This window comes from Ditibartonella apis (genome assembly GCF_001952075.1).
In the GTDB taxonomy this organism is placed as follows: domain Bacteria; phylum Pseudomonadota; class Alphaproteobacteria; order Rhizobiales; family Rhizobiaceae; genus Bartonella; species Bartonella apis.
The window spans coordinates 308,430-331,461 of sequence record NZ_LXYU01000002.1 but is presented as its reverse complement, the minus strand read 5'-3'; the positions used below and the strand labels follow the sequence as shown (position 1 = coordinate 331,461).

The following is a 23,032-nucleotide window of genomic DNA, read 5'->3' as shown; positions in this document are numbered from 1 at the left end:
ATTGAACCGTCAACAAAAAGTGACATTGTAAAACGGAAATTTGCGTGATCCCTTTTTCGCAAAACGCGCAAAAATTGTATATAATCTGACTTGGTTTTTTAAAACATATTGACGCAACTCTCATGAGTGATACTAGATATTGTGTTCAGGGTTCTCTTTGATTCGAATTTTGGGATTCGAAATCGGATGAAAGAGCTAAGAGGGAATTCGGTAATTTATTAGAAAGCCGAAGCTGCCCCCGCAACTGTAAATGGTAAGTCAAAATCGTATGCCACTGGGGTCACCCGGGAAGGTGGTTTTGGCGCTTCAAGCCATGAGCCAGGAGACCTGCCTTGAATTGAATGTCAACAGACGGGGTGTTCTGGTTATGGCCTTTCCGGACGTGTTTTGTGCGGATGTGGGCTTAGCCATATCCCCCACATTGCTTCGGGAAGGAAGTTTTATGTTCAAGATTCTTAATCATTTTTCCTGACCGGCTGAAGTTCGCCTTATCGACGCAACTTTTAAAAAACGTCTCTTATGCTGCTTTCTCAAGGAAGAAAGCAGGCGGGACTTTGCAACCAAAAATCAGGAAAAAATCATGACAATTACAATTTACAGCCGACCATCTTGCGTACAATGCAAAGCAACATACAAGGCATTGGATAATAAACATATTTCTTACGATATTGTGGATATTTCCAAAGATGCGGAGGCTTTATCCTATATCGAAAGTTTGGGATATAAAATGTTGCCGGTGGTTATTGCCGGAAACAATCACTGGGCCGGTTTCCAACCTGATAAAATAAACGGGCTCGAATGATATGGCACTCCTTGTTTATTATTCGAGTGCCACCGGCAATACCGATTATTTTGTGCAACAAATCGGTGAACCGTCTTTAAGACTTTTCAAAAAAACGGCAATTCCGAAAGTGGTTGAACCTTATGTTCTGGTGGTACCGACTTACGCCGGTGCCAAAGGCGACGGGGCAGTGCCTAAAACCGTTATCAATTTTCTCAATGATCAAGAAAACCGGCAATTTCTTAAAGGCGTTATTGCTGGCGGCAATCGTAATTTCGGCTGGGCTTATGCGCTGGCCGGAAAAGTCATTTCTCAAAAGTGTCGTGTGCCCTGGCTTTATAGTTTCGAGCTCAGGGGGACAACAGAAGACGTGAACCTTGTCAGACAAGGATTAGGAAAATTATGGAAACAGATAGCGCAGAAAAAACAGACACTTTAGATAGTGACAAAAATTATCATTCATTGAATGCGATGCTCAATCTTTTTGACGATGACGGGCTTATCCAGTTCGATAAAGATCGTGAAGCTGTACGGCAATATTTTTTGCAGCATGTCAATCAGAATACGGTATTTTTTCATGATCTTGAAGAAAAAATCGATTATCTCGTGCGTGAAGGATATTACGAGAAATCAGTTCTTGAGCGTTATGATTTTGCTTTTATCAAAAAAGTTTTCAAACGTGCCTATGCGTTCAAATTCCGCTTTCCCACGTTTTTGGGAGCCTTCAAATATTATACGAGCTACACGCTCAAGACTTTCGACGGGAAAAGATATCTCGAACGTTACGAAGATCGTGTCGTTATGGTGGCGCTGACACTTGCTACAGGCGACAAAAAATTCTGCGAAAGACTTGTCGATGAAATGATGACCGGCCGCTTTCAACCGGCAACGCCAACATTTCTCAATGCCGGCAAAAAACAACGCGGCGAACTTGTTTCCTGTTTTTTACTGCGTGTTGAAGACAATATGGAATCGATCGGTCGTGCAATCAATTCTTCTTTGCAGCTTTCAAAGCGCGGTGGTGGAGTTGCTTTGTGCCTCACCAATATCAGGGAACAAGGTGCACCGATCAAGCAAATACAAAATCAGTCATCCGGAATTGTGCCGGTCATGAAACTTCTTGAAGACGCGTTTTCTTACGCCAATCAATTGGGCGCAAGACAGGGAGCAGGGGCAGTTTATTTAAGTGCTCATCACCCCGATATTATGCGTTTTCTGGATACCAAGCGGGAAAATGCCGACGAAAAAATCCGCATCAAAACGCTCTCCCTCGGTGTGGTCATACCCGATATTACTTTCGAGCTTGCACGCAATAACGAGGATATGTACCTTTTTTCACCTTATGATGTAGAGAGAGTCACGGGTAAAGCTTTATCCGACATATCTTTGAGCGAACACTATCGCAAATTCGTTGATGACCCGCGCATAACCAAGAAAAAAATCAATGCCCGTGATTTTTTCCAAACTCTGGCCGAAATCCAGTTTGAATCGGGTTATCCCTATATCGTGTTCGAAGATGCGGTCAATCGCGCCAACCCCATTGCCGGACGCATCAATATGAGCAATCTTTGCTCCGAAATTCTTCAGGTCAATGAGCCGAGTACATTGAATACTGATTTGAGCTATCGTCATATCGGTAACGATATTTCGTGCAATCTGGGTTCGCTCAATATAGCTCAAGCTTTCCAGTCCGACGATTTCGGCAAAACAGTTGAAACAGCAGTTCGTGCCTTAACAGCAGTTTCCGAAATGAGCGATATTGTCTGTGTGCCATCAATTGAAAAGGGGAATCGCGAGGCGCATGCGATCGGTCTTGGTCAAATGAATTTGCATGGCTTTCTTGCCAAAGAGCATATTTATTACGGCTCTCCCGAAGCACTCGATTTCACCAATCTCTATTTTTATACAGTTGCCTTTCATGCGTTGAGAAGCTCGAACCTTATAGCAAAAGAAAAGGGCAAAACATTTCAAGGTTTTGAACAATCAGCCTATGCCGATGGGCGTGCGTTTAAAAAATATCTCACTCGAAAGTTCGAGCCGGAAACACAACGCATCAAACAGCTTTTTGCTGACCGGCATTTCACGATACCTACTGTGAGAGACTGGCAGGAACTTGAGCAATCGGTGAAAAAATGGGGGCTTTACAACCGTTATTTACAGGCGGTTCCGCCCACCGGCTCGATTTCCTACATCAATAATGCCACAGCATCCATTCACCCGATTGTTGCAAAAATCGAAATACGCAAAGAAGGCAAAATTGGTCGGGTCTATTATCCGGCACCTTATATGACCAATGATAATCTTGAATATTATCAGGACGCTTATGAAATAGGTCCTGAAAAGATCATTGATACTTATGCCGCAGCCGGTCAACATGTCGATCAGGGCTTGTCATTAACGCTGTTTTTCCCCGATACGGCCACGACGCGCGATATCAACAAAGCGCAAATCTACGCGTGGAAGAAAAAACTCAAAACCATCTATTATGTACGGCTACGCCAAAAGGCATTGAGCGGAACCGAAGTCGAAACTTGCGTTTCCTGTAGTCTTTAAGGATAAATTTCTTATGCTAACAAACCATTTAAAAACCATTCCGGCGATCAACTGGAATAAGATTGAAGACGAAAAAGATCTCGAAGTCTGGAACAGATTGACAGGAAATTTCTGGCTTCCGGAAAAAGTCCCACTTTCCAATGATGTCCCGTCATGGGCAAGTTTGACATTGGCAGAACAGCAATTGACCATTCGCGTCCTTACCGGACTTACTCTGCTTGACACAATGCAGAATTTTGTAGGCGCCATTTCGCTTTTGCCGGATGCGATCACTCCCCATGAGGAAGCGGTGCTTACCAATATTGCTTTTATGGAAGCAGTCCATGCCCGCTCCTATTCGTCGATATTTTCAACCCTTTGTCTGACAAAAGATGTCGACGAAGCCTATCGTTGGTCGGAAGACAATGCTTTTCTCCAGAAAAAGGCGACACTCGTTCTTGATTATTATAATGGCTGTGATGCTTTGAAGCGAAAAATTGCTTCGGTTTTTCTGGAAAGCTTTTTGTTCTATTCCGGTTTTTATTTGCCGATGTATTGGTCAAGTCGGGCAAAACTTACCAATACTGCCGATCTTATCAGGCTGATCATTCGTGATGAGGCGGTGCATGGCTACTATATCGGTTACAAGTTCCAAATCGGCTTTAACAAGCTGTCTCAAAGCGGGCAGAATGAAATGAAAGATTTTACCTATACGCTTTTAATGGAGCTTTACGACATAGAAACAAAATATACCGAACAGCTTTATGACGGGGTGGGGTTAAGCGAAGAAGTGAAGGTGTTTTTGCACTATAACGCGAATAAAGCATTGATGAATTTGGGATTCGAGCCTTTGTTTCCTCCCGATATTTGCAAGGTCAATCCAGCTATTCTTTCAGCTCTCTCACCAAATGCAGATGAAAACCATGATTTCTTTTCAGGCTCCGGATCATCTTATGTGATCGGTAAAGCGGTAGCGACAGAAGACGCTGATTGGGACTTTTAAAACTTTAAAGAAAAACAGAAGAGAAGAGTGCTCCTCTTCTCTTCTTAAAGTAAATGCAACACGCAATTTGCCAAAACGTAACGCCCATTAAAATCTATGGAAACCGAAACTTATCACTAGCGCCGCGGGAAATATTGGGCACCAAAGCTGCCGCCTCCTAAGCGGGCTGTCGCTTGATCATGTAAAAAACAGATTGCTTGAAAATAGATTAAAGCGCGGTTTGTTCAGTTTGTTCAATAGCATCAGGAGGGTGAAACTATTGCACATCAAACCATTGCAGACAACAGAGTTTTGACCGATGCGTCATCTATTCGCCCTTCGCGTTATGAACGTGCAATCGGAAAACGGGAAAGCGAGATGACGCAGGACTCGATAATCTCTTGCCGATAACGATATAACTTAGCGGGTCTGCCACCGGTTTTTGTCTCGAATTCCCCGACTTCTTCAATAATACCTTGTTGTTCGGTCAAGCGACGGAAGTTCGGCTTATGAAGGCGCCTTCCAATAATGGCCTCAACTGTCTTTTGTAACTGCAATAAGGTAAATTTTTCAGGCAAAAGCTCGAATATAACAGCACGATATTTGATTTTTCTTCTAAGTCTTGCAATTGCTGTTGCCAAAATCCGGCGGTCATCAGCAAACATCGGCGTGCCAGCAAATAGGCTCCCACCTGCTTCGGCAATCAATCCTGCTTCATACAAAAGTTCGTATCTTTGAAGTATGAAATCTTCATTCCATGAAAAACCGTTACAGCCGAAGAGAAAAGAAATCCTGCGCTTTTTAAAGGCGCATGTCTCCGGATCTCTTTCCGCCCACGCGTTAAGTGCATCGATAATTTTATCAACGCATGGATGTTTCCCGTTGCGACAATCATCCCACGGAAAATGTTCGTACCAGTCATGCCACTCGACTTCAGGCAAAAACTCGTCATGCTCGCGTACCAACCCCAAATAGCTAATCGAGACAGTAGGCATATTGCCTTCCGATATAACTCGGTCGCGATTGGTAAAAGTATAAAGTTGTTCGAGAAAACCGACAGGATGCCCTGTTCGTGTGTTCACCCAATCGCGCAGAGTTGATTGTAAACTCTGTTTATAGTTTTTGAGCGGTCCTGACGGTAATTTTTGTTGAGGTCCGACGGTAATAACTTTCGGATTGTCATCAGTAACCGAGACTATGACTCCGATAAGTTCAATCTTGGAAAGAGCTGTCTGTTTGGTTGCAATTGTCATTTTTCAAATATTTAGCTTTAGTTTAGGGCCTAAAGAAATATAAGTCGCGCCAGATGCCAGTTTTATATTCCTTCTTATTTTTGTCTCCACGCAATTAGGGGCATGGATTTTCCGCCATATAGAGCAGCAAACTGAATAGCCAAGATTAAAAAACAGCGAAATAGCAATTTAATGCCAATTGGAGATTATCCGGTTCTTGAAAGAGTTCGCGTGCGAGGAGGGAGAATAATTTTCAAATCTCATTTTCGAGTGCTCTCCAACAATTTTATTTAATATTGTTGTAACTGTTCGATTGAATGCTCTCCGTTAAATATCATAAAATCCGGATGAAAAGGTAGTTTAAAATTTTTTTAAAAAATGCGCAAAATTAAAATTATTTTTTCAGAATACAAAACTCTTTATCAATTCGGTTTAAAACATCCAAACAATTGGAATTACTGAAAATTTCCGTTCAATAATCTTGAATAAAAATATATTTGGCATCAATTTTAAAATTTTAATATGACCTGAAGATGATAAATAAAAACCGGCTTTAAAGCCGGTTTTTAATGAAGGGATATTATGCGATTATTTTATTAATGGTGGTTTACAGGCGAACCATCGCCAAAATGCGCTTCATTTGCCAAAACTCCATGCGTTGCTTCACCGGATTTCTGCGCATGACCGATAATATAACTGTCTTCGACCGAACCGTCACCAAATCCATTTGCTCGTGTATAAGCACGTGAATTGCCCGTATAACCTTTGTTCATGCCGGACTGGGCTGTAGAACCGATAACATAGGTGTTGACCGGCGAACCATCGTCAAAAGCATAACCACTGGCATAGGCGCTGCTTACACCACATAAACTTGCAAGCGCAATAAACATTAATTTTTTCATTTCATTCACCGTTTTTATGAGCCCTTAGCTTTGGCTAACGGCTTTAATTGCAATTGGATCAATCTGGATATTTTCCAAACTCTCTATCGCTTATATCTTCATCACGGCAATCAATCTCAAATCACTTTAAAATGTGTTGATCACGGAAAAGTGATAATTTAAAATATAGCAAAAACAACAGGTTAATATTCATTAATCCCCGTCCAATAGAGGTTTATCAAGTCGGGATCACGGTTGTTGTGAAGTGGCTTTAAGAAGGGCTGGATGGTGTCTTTCTGGCCTATCAAAAGTTGATTTTTGCCTTCGCAAGTTGCAAGCTTTGTTCGAATCTTGCAGTTTCTTGTTTCTTCAATTCTTCCGATTTGATCCGGAGAAGATATGACGGGTGAAAAGTGACAAGAACCGGTATTTTTTCTTCTGTCTCTATTATTTTACCCACCAAACCGCTTAACGGCTCGTTCAAATCTGTGAGTGAAAACAGGGCGGTTTTCCCCATGGCAACGATAAGCTTCGGTTTGACGATGTCAATTTCTTTCATGAGCCACCAGCGACAATGCTCGATCTCGCTCCGGTCTGCTCTTTTATGGAGGCGCTTGCGACCTTTGAGTTCATATTTGAAATGCTTGACGGCGTTGGTGAGGTAAACCTCGTCACGTTCAATGCCAATTTTTTCTATCGTTTTTTCAAAGATTTGTCCTGCCGGACCGATAAATGGCCGACCAACAAGATCTTCACGGTCGCTCGGTTGTTCTCCAACAATCATAAGAGAAGCATTTTCAGGCCCCTCGCCACAGACGGCCTGCGTTGCTGAACAATGCAACGGGCAACGTTTGCATGATCTGATGCTGTCATTGAGAATATCCGATGTTTCAGGTGTTGTTCTAGATCGAAAATTTGTTTGAACGCTATTTTGCGCATGCTTTTCCGATAAGCGGGAATGAAAGAGCGGGGGTTGAAGAACCGGTTGTCTTTCCATCGTTTCAATGCGCGTTTCCGCATCGCCTATGAGACTATTGATAATTTCCGCTTCCGGAAGGTTGCTCCAGTATTTTTTCGGCATATGGCTTTGCATGGTTTTGACTTTCAGTCTTGCCGGATTGAAAATACTGGCAAAGTAGGTTTTCCATAGCTCTTCGGTTTCATCTTTATTTTGTGGCTTTTTAAATATCGGTTCGCCAAAAAACAGTCTTTTGTTAAAATAAAACGCACTGCCTTTCGGAGTTAAAATTTGCCAATCCATGTCGCTAAAACGCCGGCAGAAAAACGGTATAGCTTCTGCGATAATGAAATGCTGAGGTTCATACCAGGCAGTAAAACGCCGCCTGAAGTTATCATTGCCGAGACTGCAAATTTCTTTGAACCGTAAAAATGCATGCATATGGTGGATATCATGGCAAACAGCCTTTTGCCGTGATAAAGCTGTGGCGGTATCAATGTCGTAAATTTTTTCAAGAAGCGTTTTGTCCCGCTGCAAGCGGTAAAGAAGGCGGTATAAAAGGGCCGCCGAACCTTTGCTTTCATGGCAGATGACATTTTTCGCAAGATTGATGAACTGCTTTGGCACCAGAAATTCATGGTTTTGTTGTGCAGGTGAATATTTTTCTGAAGGCTGCGTGGCTGGCTCGCTATCAAATAAGGTTGGAGCCGAATGGTAATGCCAAAAAACATCTTCCGGACGCATTTCATCTTGCAATAGCAAACGTGCCGTTGTTCGCCACTCGTCGAAATCCCCCTGTTTTTTCAAAATAATCGTTTTCATGATGAAAAAAGATCAAGTTGGGTCGGTCGCGCACGAAAACGGTCGGCAAGGTGTGAACTATCGAGAAGGTTTTTAGGCGTCCAACGTTCGGCAGTCACGAACGGTTTTATTTTTTCAAGGCTGATATGAAAGGTTTTCAAATCTGAAAAATCAAGCCGTTTGAACCGGCGCGCTACCAATATCCGTTTCACATTGCGCACTCCAAGGCCTGGAACACGTAACAACATTTCCTTGTCGGCCTTGTTGATGTCAACCGGAAAAAGATGCCGGTTTTGTAATGCCCAGGCAAGTTTCGGGTCAAATTCAAGTTCGAGCATGCCGCCATTTGTTTTCGTGGTCAGCTCTTCCATTGCAAATCCGTAAAACCGGAAAAGCCAATCAGCTTGATAAAGCCTGTGTTCCCTTAAAAGCGGCGGGCGCTTGACAGGAAGCAGGTTCGATGCATCCGGAATCGGACTGAACGCCGAATAATAAACGCGTTTCAGCCGATAGCTTGAATAAAGCTCGGCGCTTGATTGCAAGATTGTTGCGTCATTGGCGTCGTCGGCACCGATGATCATTTGGGTGGATTGGCCTGCGGGCGCAAAACGTTGCGTTTTTTTCGTCTGTAATGTCGCGTCTTTGGAGGCTTCAATATCAATCCTGACATTTGCCATAGCCTGCTTGATTGTCAGGATCTTTTTTTGCGGAGCAAAGCGGTTAATGCTTTTTTCTGTTGGCAGTTCAACATTGATTGAAAGTCGATCTGCATAACGTCCCGCCTCCTTGATAAGCGCTTCCGAAGCATCCGGAATGGTTTTCAAATGGATATAACCGCCAAAATGGTGAATGGTTCGCAAATCGCGGGCAACTTTAACCAATTCCTCCATTGTTTGGTCCGGAGAACGGATAATACCGGAAGAAAGAAACAAGCCTTCAATGTAATTTCTGCGGTAAAATTCGAGCGTCAAAAACACCACCTCGTCAGTGGTGAAACGCGCCCGCTCGACATTGCTCGAAGACCGGTTGACACAATAGGCGCAGTCAAAGATACAAAAATTGGTGAGTAGAATTTTTAACAAAGAAACGCAGCGCCCATCAGGCGTGAAGGAATGGCAAATTCCCATATTTGCCGTAGACCCCAAGCCGATTTTTGCGGGCGACTGGCGCGTCGAACCGCTTGATGCACAGGAGGCATCATATTTGGCAGCATCAGCCAGAATTGCCAATTTTTGTTTAAGTGTTTTGACCATTATGTTCACTATTTGTTCTCTTTTGGAATATAGGCATGGAACCGAGGAAGTAAAGGAAAAATAGCGTTTCACCACCGACTGAGATCCACAATTCTGCTGAATATCAGTGTCATTCCGGATAAAGCCGGCTTAATCGGTCAAACTGTTCCTCATTGTGTTCCACTTTGTAACGATACCGCCGCGAATGATCTGAGCCAAACGTTAATAATAAGCCCTGAATGAACAATCTATCGAATAAAAATGCTGTCGCCTGAACTTCCATAAAACAAATAGTCCTGTGATAATTCGGGTGAGGAGACCTCATAAGGTTTTGCGTGGTTTATGTGCTGCGCGCCATTTTTGCGATAAGCCGTAAGCCAGTCCGAAGATAGCCGACACCAGAGATCCGCAAAGAATCGCGAATTTTGCTGCTTCCAATTGTTCAGGATGGCTGAACGCTAATGTCGCTGTAAAAATAGCCATAGTAAAACCGATCCCGCCCAGTAAACCGACGAGAACAATTCCGCGCCAATTTACTCCCGAAGGGAGATTGCAAAACCCGAAACGCACGGCAAGGAAACTTATGAGGAAAATGCCGAGTGGCTTACCGATAGAAAGGCCTAGTCCTGTTCCGACCATGATGATGAAGGAGGAATGATCTTCGAATTCGACATTGGAAACATCAATACCCGCATTGGCCAGTGCAAAGAGTGGCATAATGACAAATAATACCCAAGGACTAAAGGCGGCAACGAGTCGGGATACGGGTGCGTCGATTGCAGCTTCACTCTTTCGTATTTCAAGAAGAGCAAAATAGTGCTTTGAAGCGCTGTCTTCAGGCTTTTTATTTTTCAATATTTCCAAAGCGTAAGACAGTCGATCGATAGGTGCTATCAGTGAGCGGGGGGCAAGTGCCGGTGTCAATAATCCCAATATAACGCCCGAAAGGGAAGGGTGGATTCCACATATCATAAGTCCGAGCCAGAGGAGAGCGGCGGGAAGAACATAAATCAAAGCCGAGTTAATCCCTATCCATTGCAAAAAAACGAGGATGATAATTGCAAGACATGCAATGGGCAGGCCTGTCAGATCAAAGCCGTTAGAGTAAAAAATCGCTATAATCAAAATCGCGATAATGTCATCTATCGTGGCGAGCGCAAGCAAAACGATTCTTAAGTTGTTTGGAACCGATTTTCCTAAAAGCGCTAATATCCCGATTGCAAAGGCTATGTCGGTTGCGGTGGGGACAGCCCAGCCATGACTGGTTGGCGGCATATGATTGATAGAAAAATAAATAATTGCCGGCATAATAACGCCGCCGACAGCTGCAACCAGAGGCAACAGCGCCTGACTTAATTTTGACAATGCCCCATCATGGATTTCCCGTCTTATTTCCATGCCTGAAACAAGGAAAAAGAGCGTCATCAAGCCGTCATTGACCAGAAAGTGCAGGTCTTTGGAAAAGCAATATCCGAAGGCTTCTATTGAAATTTTTTGCTGCCAGAAATTTTGGTAAGCGGTTCCATAAGTTGAATTGGCAAGCAAGAGAGCGACCATTGTTGCAATAACAAGAGCAACACCCGCCATCGCATCAATATGAACTATGTTGCGACAGATTGAAAATATCTTTTCGGCAAAAACAGATGCACGGTTAGGCAAGCGATGGGATATATTTTTCATGGCAGGTCCTTCTGTGCTGGCGGCCCGACCAGCTTGAAACCTGCCCGAAACGATTTCCCGAACACCCGTTGGCAACTATATAAAATTGACTGAAAACTACAATAACAATTTTCTATCTTTCTTATCCGACAGTTGTCAGAGCAGAATAAATTTCCGGTTATCACTCTTTGAACGCTTTATTAGATTATATAAAATAACTTATTTTATGTACATAAAAATTATAGATTACAAAAATAATAAAAATCGAAGTAATTGAATATATATATTCAATATAAAATTATATATCATGAATAAATTTATTATAAAGGGGATGAGATCCCCTTTATAAAATAGAATTTACGTTTTTTAATTTTCATTTTTTACCGTAAGGTTTACTTTGTTGAGCGCAGTTGCAAGATCATTTTGCAAGGCGGTTTCAAGATCGGTAGCCGTTAGCCCCTGGTTATCCTTGGCTTCAAGCGATATTTTGAGCGTTCCGGGTTTTTTAGCAAAAGCGCCGAACGCAGATGAAATCTTTTGTGCTTCTTCGTGATCTTTCAAAAGCATTGCCGGACTCTTCGTCATAACGACATAAAAGTCTTCATAAAGTTCCTGTTTGAGATCGTGTTTACTGTCATTCAGATTTTGGGCAAGATAGGTGAACAATTTATCTATGAAGCCGAAATCGGAATAACGCATATCTGCTTTGGTAATGCCAATCTGGTTTGCAGCATCAAGCGCCGCTTCTTTATCACCGGAAAATAGTGCAGATCCGGCATTGATAATTGTTGCTGACATTTGACCCGAACCGATACCGTTGGCGGTGAAAGAAAGGTCGTTCAAAGACAGAATTTTTCGACTGGAATTATACGAAAAATCAATCTTCCCCGAGAGATCCAACGTATTGAATCCCATATTTTTCAACATTTCAAAATCTTTTTGCGGCATTTCGGATGTGTTGAGCGAAAAGCCATCGAGCGACACCAGCAGACTTTCGGGAACCGGTTGATTCCATTCGCGAGGCAAAAGCTGAAACGAATTGAGGCTCGCTTTGATTTTCGGCAAATCAATATCAGCTTTTTCAACCTGCGCATCAATAGCTGTTATCGCTGAAACAAGTGTTACAACCAATGCATTTCTTGCAGCCTTTTCATTTTTTTCATCCCCGCTCTTTTTGGCTTCAAGATAGGCTCGTACAAGATTTTCCGGCACTGCTTCCATCGGATGCATTTTCAGTCCGTTGGTTTTGAACTTATCCAGCGAGAAATGCGCATTGCGGTTTGTGCCTTCAAAAACGTCAATTGCGATATCTCCGAGTTCTACCGGTCCGAAGACAGTCCGTCCGACCTTATCGGGTTTGATTTTACCGGCGAGTATTGAATAAGCATAACCGACATCAATATCATCCGCCCGCATGGCATTGCTTTTACCGATCAGACGAAGACCGTTGGTACTATTTGTATCGGAATTTTTTAAACCGACATTGGTACTCATGCCTTCAATGCCGACAGAGCCGATATTGCCGCCCTTCAAACTTGAAAGCCAAAAGCCTTTAACGTTGAGTTTTTCTGTTTCGCCATTCGGATTGTCTAGCGAAACCTCTATGTTCGGCGCATTGACGGATGATACGTCAACCCTCATTAAGGCCTGTAAAACATTGGATTCAATTGATGTATCCTTGTCTTTCAGCGTGATACCATTGAGAGTAACTTCCGGAACTTCAATGTGGATATTGTCGCGTTTCAAATCGATATTATAAATAGTAAACGAGCCAGGTACAAAACCGACTGGCGGACGGCCGGAAATGGCTCCGATTTTAAGGCTGACGCCTTCGGGTACAGGAAATGTCACATTTTTGAGGTTGACATTCCCGGCAACTGTTACTTCCGATTGATCGGCCTTGACGCCATGTTTTACCATCTCGTCTTTGACAAAGCTGTTAAGGTAGGGGGCGGCCATATAAAAAGCGCCAACAGCCAATATGGCCAGGATGACCACGCCTCCGATAATATAAATTAACCAGCGTTTGAGTGTTGCTATCAACCAGCCACCGAAATTGGCCATTCTTTTCTTCCAGTCTTAATGTTGTATATCTGCGCTCAAGTCGATTTTATCGAACAGGCTCAACGGAGCAAGTCGAGCCGCTAAAAAGTCTGCTAATCCGATACCTTGTTTGGATCTTGCTTTGGCATGGATATTAAGAGTTCCACCGCTTTCTATAAAGTTTTGCAGTGCTTCTCCAAATTTTTGTGAATTTTCCGCACCAAGAAAAAGTGCAATAGCCAATCTGGCTTTGACAGCCGCCTCCTTGCGTTTATCAGCAAAATTTTCGTCTGTATTCGCATCATAAAATTTTGCAAAACGATCAAGAAAGTTATCAGCGTTTACAGTCAAGTCCATGCTCTTTGCATGTATAACCAAACCTGCTGCGGCAATAGTCATGACATTATCCGAGAAAAATGCCGGATCGACATTGATGAACGAGCCTTTAAGAGACCAACGTCCCATGTCGGGATAATTCATAGTCAACTCCTTAATATCAAGAGTTTCATTGTCGGCATTCCATGAACCATCAAAAATAAAATCCTCCGATATTGTCTTATAGCCGAGCTGATTGAGCAATCCGCCGTTCGTGACCTCAGAAAAGCCGAGCTCGGTTAAAATGGGGAATTCCTTATCCCAATTTGTCGCGGAGCCTTCCATTCCTTTCAATTCTATTTTCAGTGATGTCGGAATGGCTCCCAGGCTGAAATTCGCTTTCACGTCCAGAGAATTTATTGTGACAGGGGAGTTGTCCGCGCCGTTTTCCGAAGGCGGCGGCAATAATGAAAAACCGGACAGATGAATAGTGTCGAATTGCGGCATCAAAGGAAGGTTCTCACTTTGAAGAAAAGCTGTAAAAACACGGCTGATACTATCAAGATCGCCCTTGTCCAATTTGTCCAATTTAGTCAGCAAGTCATTAATATGAGGAAAACGCAGTTGCGAGATTGAAAAATCGTCAAGCGTTGTCGTGTTGTTGTCTCTGTCTATGTTTTTAATGCCTTTCAACGCGATGTCGAATTTGCCATTATTGTAAATGAAAGCGCTATCTTGAACATCTGTGCTGTTATCGGGGTGTTTTATAGCAAGTCCGGTTAAATGAATATCGGCAAAACCGATAGACGGAATGATAGCAAGTTTCTGTGTGAGCAATTTTGCTTCATCAGATTTGTCAATGCTGTTATCACCATCGGCATTGTCAAGCTGTTTGACCATTTCCGAAATAGAAAATGGCAGTTGGCGCACTGAAAATTTTGTTCCGGAAATTTTTTCGAGTGTTGTATTGCCAGCGTTTTCCTTATCTATGACGTCGTCAATCGACAATTTTTCAACCGACCAGTTGCCCGTTATATCTTTAAACGGGTTTTCTGTTTCGCCAGCAGAAGACGGCTCACTATAATAGCGAACGAGATAACCGATATTGAAATTTTCAATTTCAGCCTTGCCGGTTTTGGTCGATATAATACGATCTATTGTGGAAGCATCACGTTCGTCAGCCAAACGGATTTCCCCCGAAAGACCATCGCTCGTCAATTTTTTGACAATCCCTTTATCAAAATCATTGAACACAACATTGTTGTACGTCATCGACTCGCCGCCGTGACCGGTTTTGCGTGTCACAGTCATTGAAGGGGCAACAATTTTTTTTACTGCAATATTTGTAACGTCAAAAAAAACGTTTCCATTATTGGCGCTGGTCTTATCATTAAGCGCAAAGTTTTGCACGTTCATCGAGGGAACCGAGACTTCGGTTTTACCGAATTGATAAGAAAGGTTTTCCAATTTTAGATTTTTACTGGTTTTACCAGAAAAATTGACCTCACCTTTGATTGTTTCGATGTTCAAGCTTTCTGCAGACGAGAGTTTCACTTTCGCATTATGGGCAGTGAAATGACGTCTCCAATTGACGTCAAGTGAACCGACGCTGACACCATTGGCTTTCAGAAAATTTTCAACATGCTTTTGTGCCGAGCGTGCAAGATAAAAAACAAAGCCGCCACAAATAAGGGCAATAATAACAAGGCCTGTAATGATCTTTTTCCAAGGCATTTTTTTTGTAGCCTGATCGGCGGTCTGTTCACTCATTGAATTCACCCTCAATTGACAAAAAAATTTGTTGCAATACGGCTTGTCCCATTTCTTTTAATGCCAAACAATCGCGACTTTTTTCTGGCAAAACAATCCTTAATATAAGCGGGCGCCGGAGTCTCGTTCTTTTTTAAAACCTTAGCCCATCAATTTCCGGTTGATAAAAGGATTTTGCATGGTTTAACCGGATTCAGGCAGAAATCTATGGTTGCAGGGGCTTGATCCCATATCCCGACGTGGTTTTCAATACGCCAGCGGGTTCTGTTTGATTATCCGGCATCTCATAAAGCGGAAAATTGGTCGCGGAATTGATAAAAGTCTGTTTTGCCGGAAATCTTGAATGGGAACCGGTTGTTGAAAAGGCTTAATTCCTCAAATATCTACACATGATCAATTAATTTACCGGCAATTATTTTACCGGTAATGCAGTCTTGCTGTTTTCCTTCGTCGGATTGGTCGTCATTAGACTGTTATAGGAGCTAAACAGACCGATCATACTTTGAGGAGCGTATCTACCAAGCAATTCAAAGACAATCAGGAGAGCAACAGCAACAACGACGCCGCCGATCAAAAACTGACCCATTCTGGTTCTGGACTTTCGTTGATACATGAATTCCCACCTTGATCATAATTTATATGAATTATTATCAGAAAATAATAAATTATACTGTTTTCGAGAAAAGCGAAAATGTAGTGAAACGTCAAGTTTTGTGATTATGAACGGATGAAACTTCCGAACCTAAGCAGCAACATATTCGGGTTTGATGTATTTTTTTACGGCTTTTTCCAGACTTTTTTCAAAGTGAACCGAAGGTGGCTTAATTCCGTGCGAAAGAAAGTCTTTCAAAACCTGTTCTGAAGCTCCACAAATAACAAGGGTAATTCCTTGTTTTTTTGCTTTTTCGGCGAGGCTTTCAATTGTATTCGCACCTGTCGCATCAAGAAATGGAACCTGCACGAAATCAAGGATCATTGTGCGATAATTATCGCCGATCCGGTCAAGAACGGAGCCGATAGATGCAGCAGCACCGAAAAAGAATGCGCCGGAAATGTGGTAGATGACTGTATTGCTATCCTTTTGGATGTTGCCTTCATAGTGCGAGTTTGGCTGATTTTTAGCGTCTGCAATGTCTTCGGCTACCAGCGGACGATCAGCGGTAACACTGGCAGCTTTCGACATGCGATGGATAAACAGTAATGCACCCAAAGCAAAGCCGATGATGATGGCTTCGGTAACATTGCGGAAAATTGTCAACGATAACGAAACAAGGAGAACGACAGCATCGCCTGCCGATGCCTTAAGAAGAAGCAGGATTGCATGCTTGTCAATCATGTTCCACGAGATAATGGCAAGAATTCCGGCAAGGCACGCCAATGGAATAAAATTTGCAAGAGGAGCCAAAATTACCAGAAATAGAAGCAAAAAGACGGAATGGAATATTCCGGAGATCGGACTTCTTGCACCGGCACGTATATTGGTGGCTGTACGTGCGACAGCACCCGTAACGCAAATACCGGTAAAAAGCGCAGAGGCTATATTGGCCACACCTTGCGCGACCAGCTCGCAATTCGAACGATGTCTTCTTCCGGTCATGCCGTCGGCAACAACTGCCGATAACAGGGATTCAATTGCGCCGAGCAATGTAAATGTCATGGCATTGGGAAAAACCGCTTGAACCTTGTCGAAATTGAATTCTGGCAGTCGTGGTGAAGGGAGTGTCGAAGGCATTGTGCCGAATTTTGAACCGATAGTTACAATATCAAGGTTGAAAAACGCGGTTACCGCACCGCCGATAATGATTGAAAGCACCATGCCCGGCCACTTCGGACGTAATTTTTTCAAGATTGTAATGAATACGATCGTGGCCACACAAAAGGTGATAGAAAGCAGGCTGTAAGTCCCGATATTATTCCAGATAACCGGTAGTTTTTCCAAAATCGGCCCGGGCTCTTTCTCGTTAAGCTCAAGTCCGAGCATATTGATAAGTTGGCTTGAAAAAATAATAACGGCAATACCTGCGGTAAATCCTACTGTAACAGGATAGGGGATAAATTTGATATAAGTGCCAAGCCTGAGATAGCCGAGCGCCATCAGCATCACTCCCGACATCAGTGTAGCAAGTAAGAGCCCGTCCATACCGTGTTCGGCAACAGTCGTTGAAACTATGATAATAAAGGCGCCTGCAGGGCCTCCGATTTGAAAACGGCTTCCGCCAAGAAGAGCAATGAAAAATCCACCGACTATCGACGTGTATAATCCCTGTACCGGCGATGCACCGGAGGCGATTGCAATTGCGATGGAAAGGGGCAGCGCGACAATGGCGACTGTAAGACCGGCAACCACATCGGCACGAACATCAACAAAATGATAACCTTCGCGTAAGACTGTTATAAGCTTTGGCTGGAAAAGCTCGCTAAAGGATATTTTTTCAACAGCCTTTTTGGATCGCGCCATGATTGAACACAAAGAACCTGAAAGAGTTGTTCAATTTTGATAGCATAGTTGTTTTTGTCTATCTACTTTCTTCAACGACAATAAAGCGGCGATCACATAAGTTTTATAATGTTTTTCAAGTAAAAAATTGTTTTCTGTTTATTATCATTGAAGCAACAATGACATGAAAGTTAACCTAATGCCAAAAACAAAGGGCGAGCATCAAAAAGTTAGCAAAAATAATAATAGCGTTGCCCGAGTCGTTGCAATTCTTGTCGCTGCTGCGTTTTTTATGGAAAATCTTGATGCAACCGTCATCGCAACGGCTTTGCCGCAAATGGGGGAAACATTTGCGACAGATCCGGTCAACATCAATGTGGGCATGAGTGCCTATATGCTAACGCTAGGCGTATTCATTCCGGCAAGTGGCTGGCTGACGGACCGGTTCGGTTCGCGTGCCATGTTTTCGTTAGCAGTTTTTGTTTTCACACTTGCATCATTCTTATGCGGACTGTCACCGAATTTAACTGTTTTTATTTTGGCCCGTATTCTGCAAGGAATGGGAGGCGCGCTTATGGTTCCCGTCGGACGCCTCGTCGTTTTGCGCGAAACACCAAAAAACAAGCTTGTCGAAACAATTGCTCTTCTTACCTGGCCGGGATTGGTTGCACCGATTTTGGGGCCACCTCTTGGCGGTTTCATTGCACAATATTTCCACTGGAGCATCATTTTCTTCCTCAATATTCCTTTAGGACTGATTATCCTTTTGTTGAGCCTGAAAATTTTCCCTGATGAAAAATTGAAAACATCGCGATCTTTCGATCTTATGGGGTTCCTGCTTACAGGTATAGGGCTGGCAACCCTTCTTTTTGCTGCGGAAAAAGTCGGTGATAGCCACGGTTTGTCGGCGCTTGTCATGGCTTGTTTTATAATTGGTGTGACATTGCTTTTGTGGAGTATTTTTCATCTCAAGCGTGCCGAGGCGCCGCTGGTTTCGCTAAAAGCACTTTCCTATCAGACATTCGCCGTGTCGATATATGGCGGGACAGCCTTCAGGATGACAACCAATGCCGTCCTCTTTATCCTGCCGTTGATGGCCCAATTGGCGATGGGGTTTTCTCCGACCGAGGCGGGTTTTCTATTGACGCCGATCTTTATCGGTACTCTTGCAATCAAACCATTTACAACTCCGCTGCTGCGCTATTTCGGTTTCAAGCGCACACTCGTTGTCAATTGTCTTTTCAATGCGTTATTCTTGGCACTTTTTGGCACATTCTCGCGTGATATGCCGCTCTCTGTCATGGTTGGAATATCGGCTTTAAGTGGCGTTTTCCGTTCGATACAGTTTACGGCGCTCAATACAATTGCATTTGCCGATATTCCTGATGACGAAATGAATGATGCGAACACGCTGTTTTCAACGGTTTTCCAATTGGGAATAGGCCTTGGTATCGTTCTGGGTGCAATTTCATTGCGTGCCGGTGTCGCCTTAACAGGTGTCGAGCTTGAAACGTCTATAGAGCCATTCAAAATTGCGCTTTATCTCGTTGCATTTATCAGCCTGTTGCCACTATGGGGATTGATGAGGTTGAAACAGGGCGCGGGAGATCTTGTCGCCGGACATGTGAAGAGTTAGATTAAAAAAAAGCCGTAGGCCATCCTGGGGAACAGACAGGCCGGAAGGATGAATGGAGAGTGGGAAGCATCTTATCATGACAGCAGATCAGGTTATGGCTTTTTCCATCATCGGTTTGATGATGGCCGTCTTCATTTGGGATCGCTTTCGCTATGACGTCGTTGCAGTTTTGACGCTGCTGCTTGCTTGTGCCGTCGGTATTGTCAGTCCTAAAGACGCTTTCAAAGGATTTAGTGACGATATTGTCATTATTGTTGCCAGCGCATTATTGGTGAGTGCCGGAGTAGCCCGTTCCGGAATCATGGAACTGATCATCCAGCGTGTCTGGCCGGATGTCAAATCCGTGCGCTTACAACTCTGTTTTCTTGTCATAGTGGTGACCGTACTTTCGGCCTTCGTCAAAAATATCGGCGCTCTGGCAATTATGCTGCCGATTGCGTTCCAGTTTGCCCGCCGTTCGAACGTCTCGCCTTCTGTCTTTTTAATGCCTATGTCGTTTGGTGCCTTGCTCGGTGGGCTGATGACACAAATCGGCACCTCGCCAAATGTGGTGGTTTCTGCGATGAGAGAACATCTTGTCGGCAAAAGTTTTACAATGTTCGATTTTACGCCTGTGGGTGCAACTGTTGCTGCTGTCGGTGTTTTATACCTTGTATTTTTTTCGTGGCTGGTGCCGGCTCGTGCCCGCAAGTCTTTAACAACCGATAGCAGTTTTTCCAACCGCGACTACATTGCCGAAGCACGCGTGGAGAGCGGATCAACCGTGATCGGCAAACAGATTTCCGACCTTGTCAAACCGGCGGCAGGAGATGCAATGGTTTTACAGGTCATAAGGAACAAGAACCTTATTTCACCATTGCCGGATTTTTTGCTCGCTGAAGGTGACACTATTGTCCTTGAAGGAACACATGGTGGCCTCGATTCCGTTATCAACACCGCAAAACTTGATATTGCCAAAGGACGAGACGTCCAGACGGGAGACAAGCTACAGCAGATTGAAGTTGTCGAAGCTGTTGTCACAGATAACTCGCCCTTGATCGGCATCAACGCCAAAAGGCTTAATCTGTTTGATCGCTATGATGTCAATTTGTTAGCTTTAAGCAGGCCGCAGGAACGGGTGAGGCAACGGCTTGGAGATATTGTTTTCAGGCTCGGCGATGTTATCGTTTTGCAGGGAAGGGATGATGTTATCCCCAATCTTTTGCAGGAATTGAAATGTTTGCCGCTCGCCAAACGTAACATCATGTTCGGTAGCCTTCGTCACGGCCTCGTGCCGTTAACGATATTGTTTGTCGCAATTGCTGCAACAGCATTGCAAATTGTGCCGGTTGCGCTTGCTTTTTTTGCGGCAGCCGTTGCCATGATTGTTTTTCGTGTCATCCCTGCAAGAGAAGCTTATCAAGCACTCGACGGCCAGATATTGGTTATGTTGGCGGCGCTTATACCGGTAAGCGAGACGCTGGAAAAAACCGGTTGTACAAAAATTATCGGACATTGGCTGAGTGTATTTGCCTCGTCCCTGCCGCCATCGGGGGCGCTCGCCGTTATACTGGTCGCGGCTATGCTTGTGACGCCTTTTCTTAACAATGCGGCTACGGTCATGGTTATGGCACCTATCGCCTCAAGTTTTGCCGATTCACTCAACTTCAAACCCGAAGCGTTTCTGATGGCTGTTGCAATCGGGGCGGGATGTGATTTTCTCACCCCGATAGGCCATCAGTGTAATATGTTGGTTATGGGGCCAGGTGGCTATCATTTCAGTGACTATCCCCGCCTTGGCGCACCTTTGAGTATCATTATCGCACTTGTTTCTGTTCCAATGTTGATGTGGGTGTGGCCGCTCACATGATGACAATCGATTTTAAATTAAAATTCTTTCAGGCCATGAACCAGGTAAAATCAAGCTGGAAAGACGCTTTATGCGCTGGTCTAGCTTCGGGTCTTGCCTGGTTTGTTGCCGTCCATTTTCTTGACCATGAACACCCGATCTATGCGGCAATGACGGCACTTATTTGCCTGGCTCCGGGGGTGCCCAGCCATGGACGTCAGGCAATTTATGTATTGATCGGCGTGTTGACAGGTGTGGCGGTTGGAGAATTGACGTTGCTCCTTCCCCCCATGCCTACCGAAGTACGTATTGCCATTGTGGGATTTGCTGGGATGACAATTGCTTCGGCTTATTCCATCGTTCCTGCCATTGTCATTCAAGCAGGCATTTCCGCGGTTATGGTTTTTGCTCTTGGTGCGGATGTTGCCGGTTTGACACGTGCAATTGACGTTGCAGTGGGGACCTCTATCGGATTGATTTTCAGCCAGATCCTTTTTACGCCCGACCCTTTAAAAACTCTTCATTCGGCCGTCGAGCGGTTTTTTAAAGAAATGGCTTTAAACTACACATTGGCTGAAGATGCACTTCAGAGAAACGACGTGTCCGCAGCAATCAAAGCAATGAAAAGCTGTAGCAGAACCCATACAGCCCTTATCGGACTTATCGGAGCAATTGATGTTGCCAGATCGAACGCCCGTTGGACATTGCGCGGAAGATTATCTTCGCGCGAAGTTGTGTCACTTTCCGCCCGCTATGACCAGTCAGGCATCAGACTTTATGCCTCTTCGCTTCTTTTTTGCGAGGCATTGGTCAATGCTATTCGTAAAGGTCGGGAAGCGCCTCCGGAATGGTTGGTCAATGCTTTGAAACTTATTGCCGAAAATTGTCAATTTATCGCTGGCGAAGCACAACTCGGGCAGGAATTTGTTTTTCCAGATCGCTCAAGCAGAGCCGAAGCGTCACTCACATGGCGCGAATGTGTGATTGACATCGAAATGGTAGAGACGACACTTGCTCGTTTTTATAAAAGCAGGACACGCCGAAATCGTCTTGCGGCCTATCGAAAAAAGCAGATTCTTGATGCCGTGAGAGAGCAGATTGCCGAACGTAAAAGGGCCGAAGCTTTGTTATCGGATGAAGAAGACGGTAAAAATCGTTAAAATTATCGATCAATCGGTCTTATTTAACCCTTTTTTCGTGATAAGGGCTACCATCTTCGCTAAATTATGCTTAAAAGCCCTGAAACCCCATTTTTGACAGGAACAATATAATGTCGGATGAAAGTTTTATTCGTGAAGTCAATGAAGAAATCCGTCAGGAAAAGGCAAAAGCCTTATGGGGAAATTACGGTCCATATCTAATTCTTGCAGCTGTCCTGCTTGTTTTGGGAACAGGCATATATCAGTTTTATGACCATTGGCAGTCGTCAAAGGCAGGGCGCATCGGGGATACATTACTTACAAGTCTGGACCTTGCCAATGAACATAATTTTGACGAGTCCTTGAGGAAGCTTGATGAAGTGGAAAAATCGGGTTTTGGCGATTATCCGTTTTTGGCAGGTTTGAGAAAAGCATCCATATTTATGGAACAAGGGGACGCCAAAAAGGCGGTTGCCGAATTTGACAAAATCGCCGATGACAAAAAAGCTCCGGAAATTATTCAAAAAGTAGCAAAACTTCGTGCTGCTTATATTCTCGTCGATAACGGTTCTTTTGAGGACGTTGAAAAACGTGTGAAGGATCTTGCGACCGATGTAGATCCGACGCGCATTATGGCTCGCGAGGCCTTGGGGCTTTCGGCCTATAAAGCCGGGAAAATGGACGAAGCACGTTATTACTTCCAGAAAATTGCCGATGAAGGGCTTGAAGGAATCAAGGCCACAGAACGTTCTCGTCTCATGCTTGATTTGATGCAGAGTTCCGGTGATGCAGCAAGGAAATAGAAA

Annotated in this window: 17 protein-coding genes and 1 riboswitch; of the genes, 8 read left to right on the top strand and 9 right to left on the bottom strand. The window is 44.0% G+C overall.

Going from position 1 to position 23,032, the window contains the following annotated elements:
* Positions 1 to 131: 131 nt before the first annotated feature.
* Positions 132 to 349, top strand: a riboswitch (cobalamin riboswitch).
* A 231-nt stretch (positions 350 to 580) separates the two neighbouring features.
* From nrdH to nrdF, 4 genes are read left to right on the top strand one after another with little or no spacing between them, the layout of a single operon-like run.
* Positions 581 to 802: a glutaredoxin-like protein NrdH gene (gene nrdH / locus PEB0122_RS05965; protein ID WP_075870203.1), complete on the top strand. Its 222-nt coding sequence runs from the start codon at positions 581 to 583 to the stop codon at positions 800 to 802.
* Between the two features lies 1 nt (position 803).
* A complete protein-coding gene (nrdI, locus tag PEB0122_RS05960) occupies positions 804 to 1,220 on the top strand; it encodes a class Ib ribonucleoside-diphosphate reductase assembly flavoprotein NrdI (RefSeq protein ID WP_075870202.1) in 417 nt (138 codons plus the stop codon).
* Positions 1,184 to 3,334 (top strand): class 1b ribonucleoside-diphosphate reductase subunit alpha, encoded by a 2,151-nt coding sequence (nrdE, locus tag PEB0122_RS05955; protein ID WP_075916063.1) that lies wholly within the window; start codon positions 1,184 to 1,186, stop codon positions 3,332 to 3,334. The genes nrdI and nrdE overlap by 37 nt, the downstream gene beginning before the upstream one ends.
* Before the next feature lie 13 nt (positions 3,335 to 3,347).
* Positions 3,348 to 4,316, top strand: coding sequence for a class 1b ribonucleoside-diphosphate reductase subunit beta (nrdF, locus tag PEB0122_RS05950; RefSeq protein ID WP_075916061.1), 969 nt, complete (start codon positions 3,348 to 3,350; stop codon positions 4,314 to 4,316).
* A gap of 323 nt (positions 4,317 to 4,639) precedes the next feature.
* Here nrdF and PEB0122_RS05945 read toward each other — a convergent pair whose 3' ends face one another.
* From PEB0122_RS05945 to PEB0122_RS05910, 9 genes are all read right to left on the bottom strand, one after another.
* Entirely contained in the window at positions 4,640 to 5,548 is a 909-nt protein-coding gene (locus tag PEB0122_RS05945; RefSeq protein ID WP_075916059.1) for an NUDIX hydrolase, read from the bottom strand.
* Positions 5,549 to 6,123: 575 nt separating this feature from the next.
* Positions 6,124 to 6,429 (bottom strand): hypothetical protein, encoded by a 306-nt coding sequence (locus PEB0122_RS05940; protein WP_075916057.1) that lies wholly within the window; start codon positions 6,427 to 6,429, stop codon positions 6,124 to 6,126.
* 283 nt (positions 6,430 to 6,712) lie between these two features.
* On the bottom strand, positions 6,713 to 8,188 hold the full coding sequence (locus PEB0122_RS05935; RefSeq protein ID WP_075916055.1) for a UdgX family uracil-DNA binding protein: 1,476 nt from the start codon (positions 8,186 to 8,188) through the stop codon (positions 6,713 to 6,715).
* Positions 8,185 to 9,420, bottom strand: a complete 1,236-nt coding sequence (locus PEB0122_RS05930; protein WP_075916053.1) for a putative DNA modification/repair radical SAM protein — start codon at positions 9,418 to 9,420, stop codon at positions 8,185 to 8,187. Before PEB0122_RS05930 ends, PEB0122_RS05935 begins: the two co-directional genes overlap by 4 nt.
* Positions 9,421 to 9,720: 300 nt before the next feature.
* Complete coding sequence (nhaA, locus tag PEB0122_RS05925; protein ID WP_075916312.1) at positions 9,721 to 11,079, bottom strand: Na+/H+ antiporter NhaA; 1,359 nt, start codon at positions 11,077 to 11,079, stop codon at positions 9,721 to 9,723.
* A 345-nt stretch (positions 11,080 to 11,424) separates the two neighbouring features.
* Positions 11,425 to 13,122 (bottom strand): hypothetical protein, encoded by a 1,698-nt coding sequence (locus PEB0122_RS05920; protein WP_075916051.1) that lies wholly within the window; start codon positions 13,120 to 13,122, stop codon positions 11,425 to 11,427.
* 15 nt (positions 13,123 to 13,137) lie between these two features.
* Entirely contained in the window at positions 13,138 to 15,186 is a 2,049-nt protein-coding gene (locus tag PEB0122_RS05915; protein ID WP_075916049.1) for a hypothetical protein, read from the bottom strand.
* Between the two features lie 412 nt (positions 15,187 to 15,598).
* Positions 15,599 to 15,772: a hypothetical protein gene (locus PEB0122_RS11720; RefSeq protein ID WP_158025418.1), complete on the bottom strand. Its 174-nt coding sequence runs from the start codon at positions 15,770 to 15,772 to the stop codon at positions 15,599 to 15,601.
* Between the two features lie 156 nt (positions 15,773 to 15,928).
* On the bottom strand, positions 15,929 to 17,644 hold the full coding sequence (locus PEB0122_RS05910; RefSeq protein ID WP_075916047.1) for a SulP family inorganic anion transporter: 1,716 nt from the start codon (positions 17,642 to 17,644) through the stop codon (positions 15,929 to 15,931).
* Positions 17,645 to 17,822: 178 nt separating this feature from the next.
* Between PEB0122_RS05910 and PEB0122_RS05905 the strand changes: the two genes are divergently transcribed.
* The 4 genes from PEB0122_RS05905 to PEB0122_RS05890 all read left to right on the top strand — a co-directional run bounded on the left by PEB0122_RS05905 (position 17,823) and on the right by PEB0122_RS05890 (position 23,029).
* A complete protein-coding gene (locus PEB0122_RS05905; RefSeq protein ID WP_083650266.1) occupies positions 17,823 to 19,259 on the top strand; it encodes a DHA2 family efflux MFS transporter permease subunit in 1,437 nt (478 codons plus the stop codon).
* Between the two features lie 76 nt (positions 19,260 to 19,335).
* A complete protein-coding gene (locus tag PEB0122_RS05900; protein ID WP_075916045.1) occupies positions 19,336 to 21,108 on the top strand; it encodes an SLC13 family permease in 1,773 nt (590 codons plus the stop codon).
* The gene (locus PEB0122_RS05895; protein ID WP_143238800.1) at positions 21,105 to 22,247 is read left to right on the top strand and encodes an FUSC family protein; all 1,143 of its coding nucleotides are present in this window, start codon (positions 21,105 to 21,107) and stop codon (positions 22,245 to 22,247) included. The genes PEB0122_RS05900 and PEB0122_RS05895 overlap by 4 nt, the downstream gene beginning before the upstream one ends.
* A gap of 110 nt (positions 22,248 to 22,357) precedes the next feature.
* On the top strand, positions 22,358 to 23,029 hold the full coding sequence (locus PEB0122_RS05890; protein WP_075916043.1) for a tetratricopeptide repeat protein: 672 nt from the start codon (positions 22,358 to 22,360) through the stop codon (positions 23,027 to 23,029).
* Positions 23,030 to 23,032: the final 3 nt, after the last annotated feature.

What these genes read in the sequence shown, in the direction of transcription:
- nrdH (WP_075870203.1), top strand. Translation starts at nt 581, where the DNA reads ATGACAATTACAATTTACAGCCGACCATCTTGCGTACAATGCAAAGCA.
- nrdI (WP_075870202.1), top strand. Translation starts at nt 804, where the DNA reads ATGGCACTCCTTGTTTATTATTCGAGTGCCACCGGCAATACCGATTAT.
- nrdE (WP_075916063.1), top strand. Translation starts at nt 1,184, where the DNA reads ATGGAAACAGATAGCGCAGAAAAAACAGACACTTTAGATAGTGACAAA.
- nrdF (WP_075916061.1), top strand. Translation starts at nt 3,348, where the DNA reads ATGCTAACAAACCATTTAAAAACCATTCCGGCGATCAACTGGAATAAG.
- PEB0122_RS05945 (WP_075916059.1), bottom strand. Translation starts at nt 5,548, where the DNA reads ATGACAATTGCAACCAAACAGACAGCTCTTTCCAAGATTGAACTTATC.
- PEB0122_RS05940 (WP_075916057.1), bottom strand. Translation starts at nt 6,429, where the DNA reads ATGAAAAAATTAATGTTTATTGCGCTTGCAAGTTTATGTGGTGTAAGC.
- PEB0122_RS05935 (WP_075916055.1), bottom strand. Translation starts at nt 8,188, where the DNA reads ATGAAAACGATTATTTTGAAAAAACAGGGGGATTTCGACGAGTGGCGA.
- PEB0122_RS05930 (WP_075916053.1), bottom strand. Translation starts at nt 9,420, where the DNA reads ATGGTCAAAACACTTAAACAAAAATTGGCAATTCTGGCTGATGCTGCC.
- nhaA (WP_075916312.1), bottom strand. Translation starts at nt 11,079, where the DNA reads ATGAAAAATATATCCCATCGCTTGCCTAACCGTGCATCTGTTTTTGCC.
- PEB0122_RS05920 (WP_075916051.1), bottom strand. Translation starts at nt 13,122, where the DNA reads ATGGCCAATTTCGGTGGCTGGTTGATAGCAACACTCAAACGCTGGTTA.
- PEB0122_RS05915 (WP_075916049.1), bottom strand. Translation starts at nt 15,186, where the DNA reads ATGAGTGAACAGACCGCCGATCAGGCTACAAAAAAAATGCCTTGGAAA.
- PEB0122_RS11720 (WP_158025418.1), bottom strand. Translation starts at nt 15,772, where the DNA reads ATGGGTCAGTTTTTGATCGGCGGCGTCGTTGTTGCTGTTGCTCTCCTG.
- PEB0122_RS05910 (WP_075916047.1), bottom strand. Translation starts at nt 17,644, where the DNA reads ATGGCGCGATCCAAAAAGGCTGTTGAAAAAATATCCTTTAGCGAGCTT.
- PEB0122_RS05905 (WP_083650266.1), top strand. Translation starts at nt 17,823, where the DNA reads ATGCCAAAAACAAAGGGCGAGCATCAAAAAGTTAGCAAAAATAATAAT.
- PEB0122_RS05900 (WP_075916045.1), top strand. Translation starts at nt 19,336, where the DNA reads ATGACAGCAGATCAGGTTATGGCTTTTTCCATCATCGGTTTGATGATG.
- PEB0122_RS05895 (WP_143238800.1), top strand. Translation starts at nt 21,105, where the DNA reads ATGATGACAATCGATTTTAAATTAAAATTCTTTCAGGCCATGAACCAG.
- PEB0122_RS05890 (WP_075916043.1), top strand. Translation starts at nt 22,358, where the DNA reads ATGTCGGATGAAAGTTTTATTCGTGAAGTCAATGAAGAAATCCGTCAG.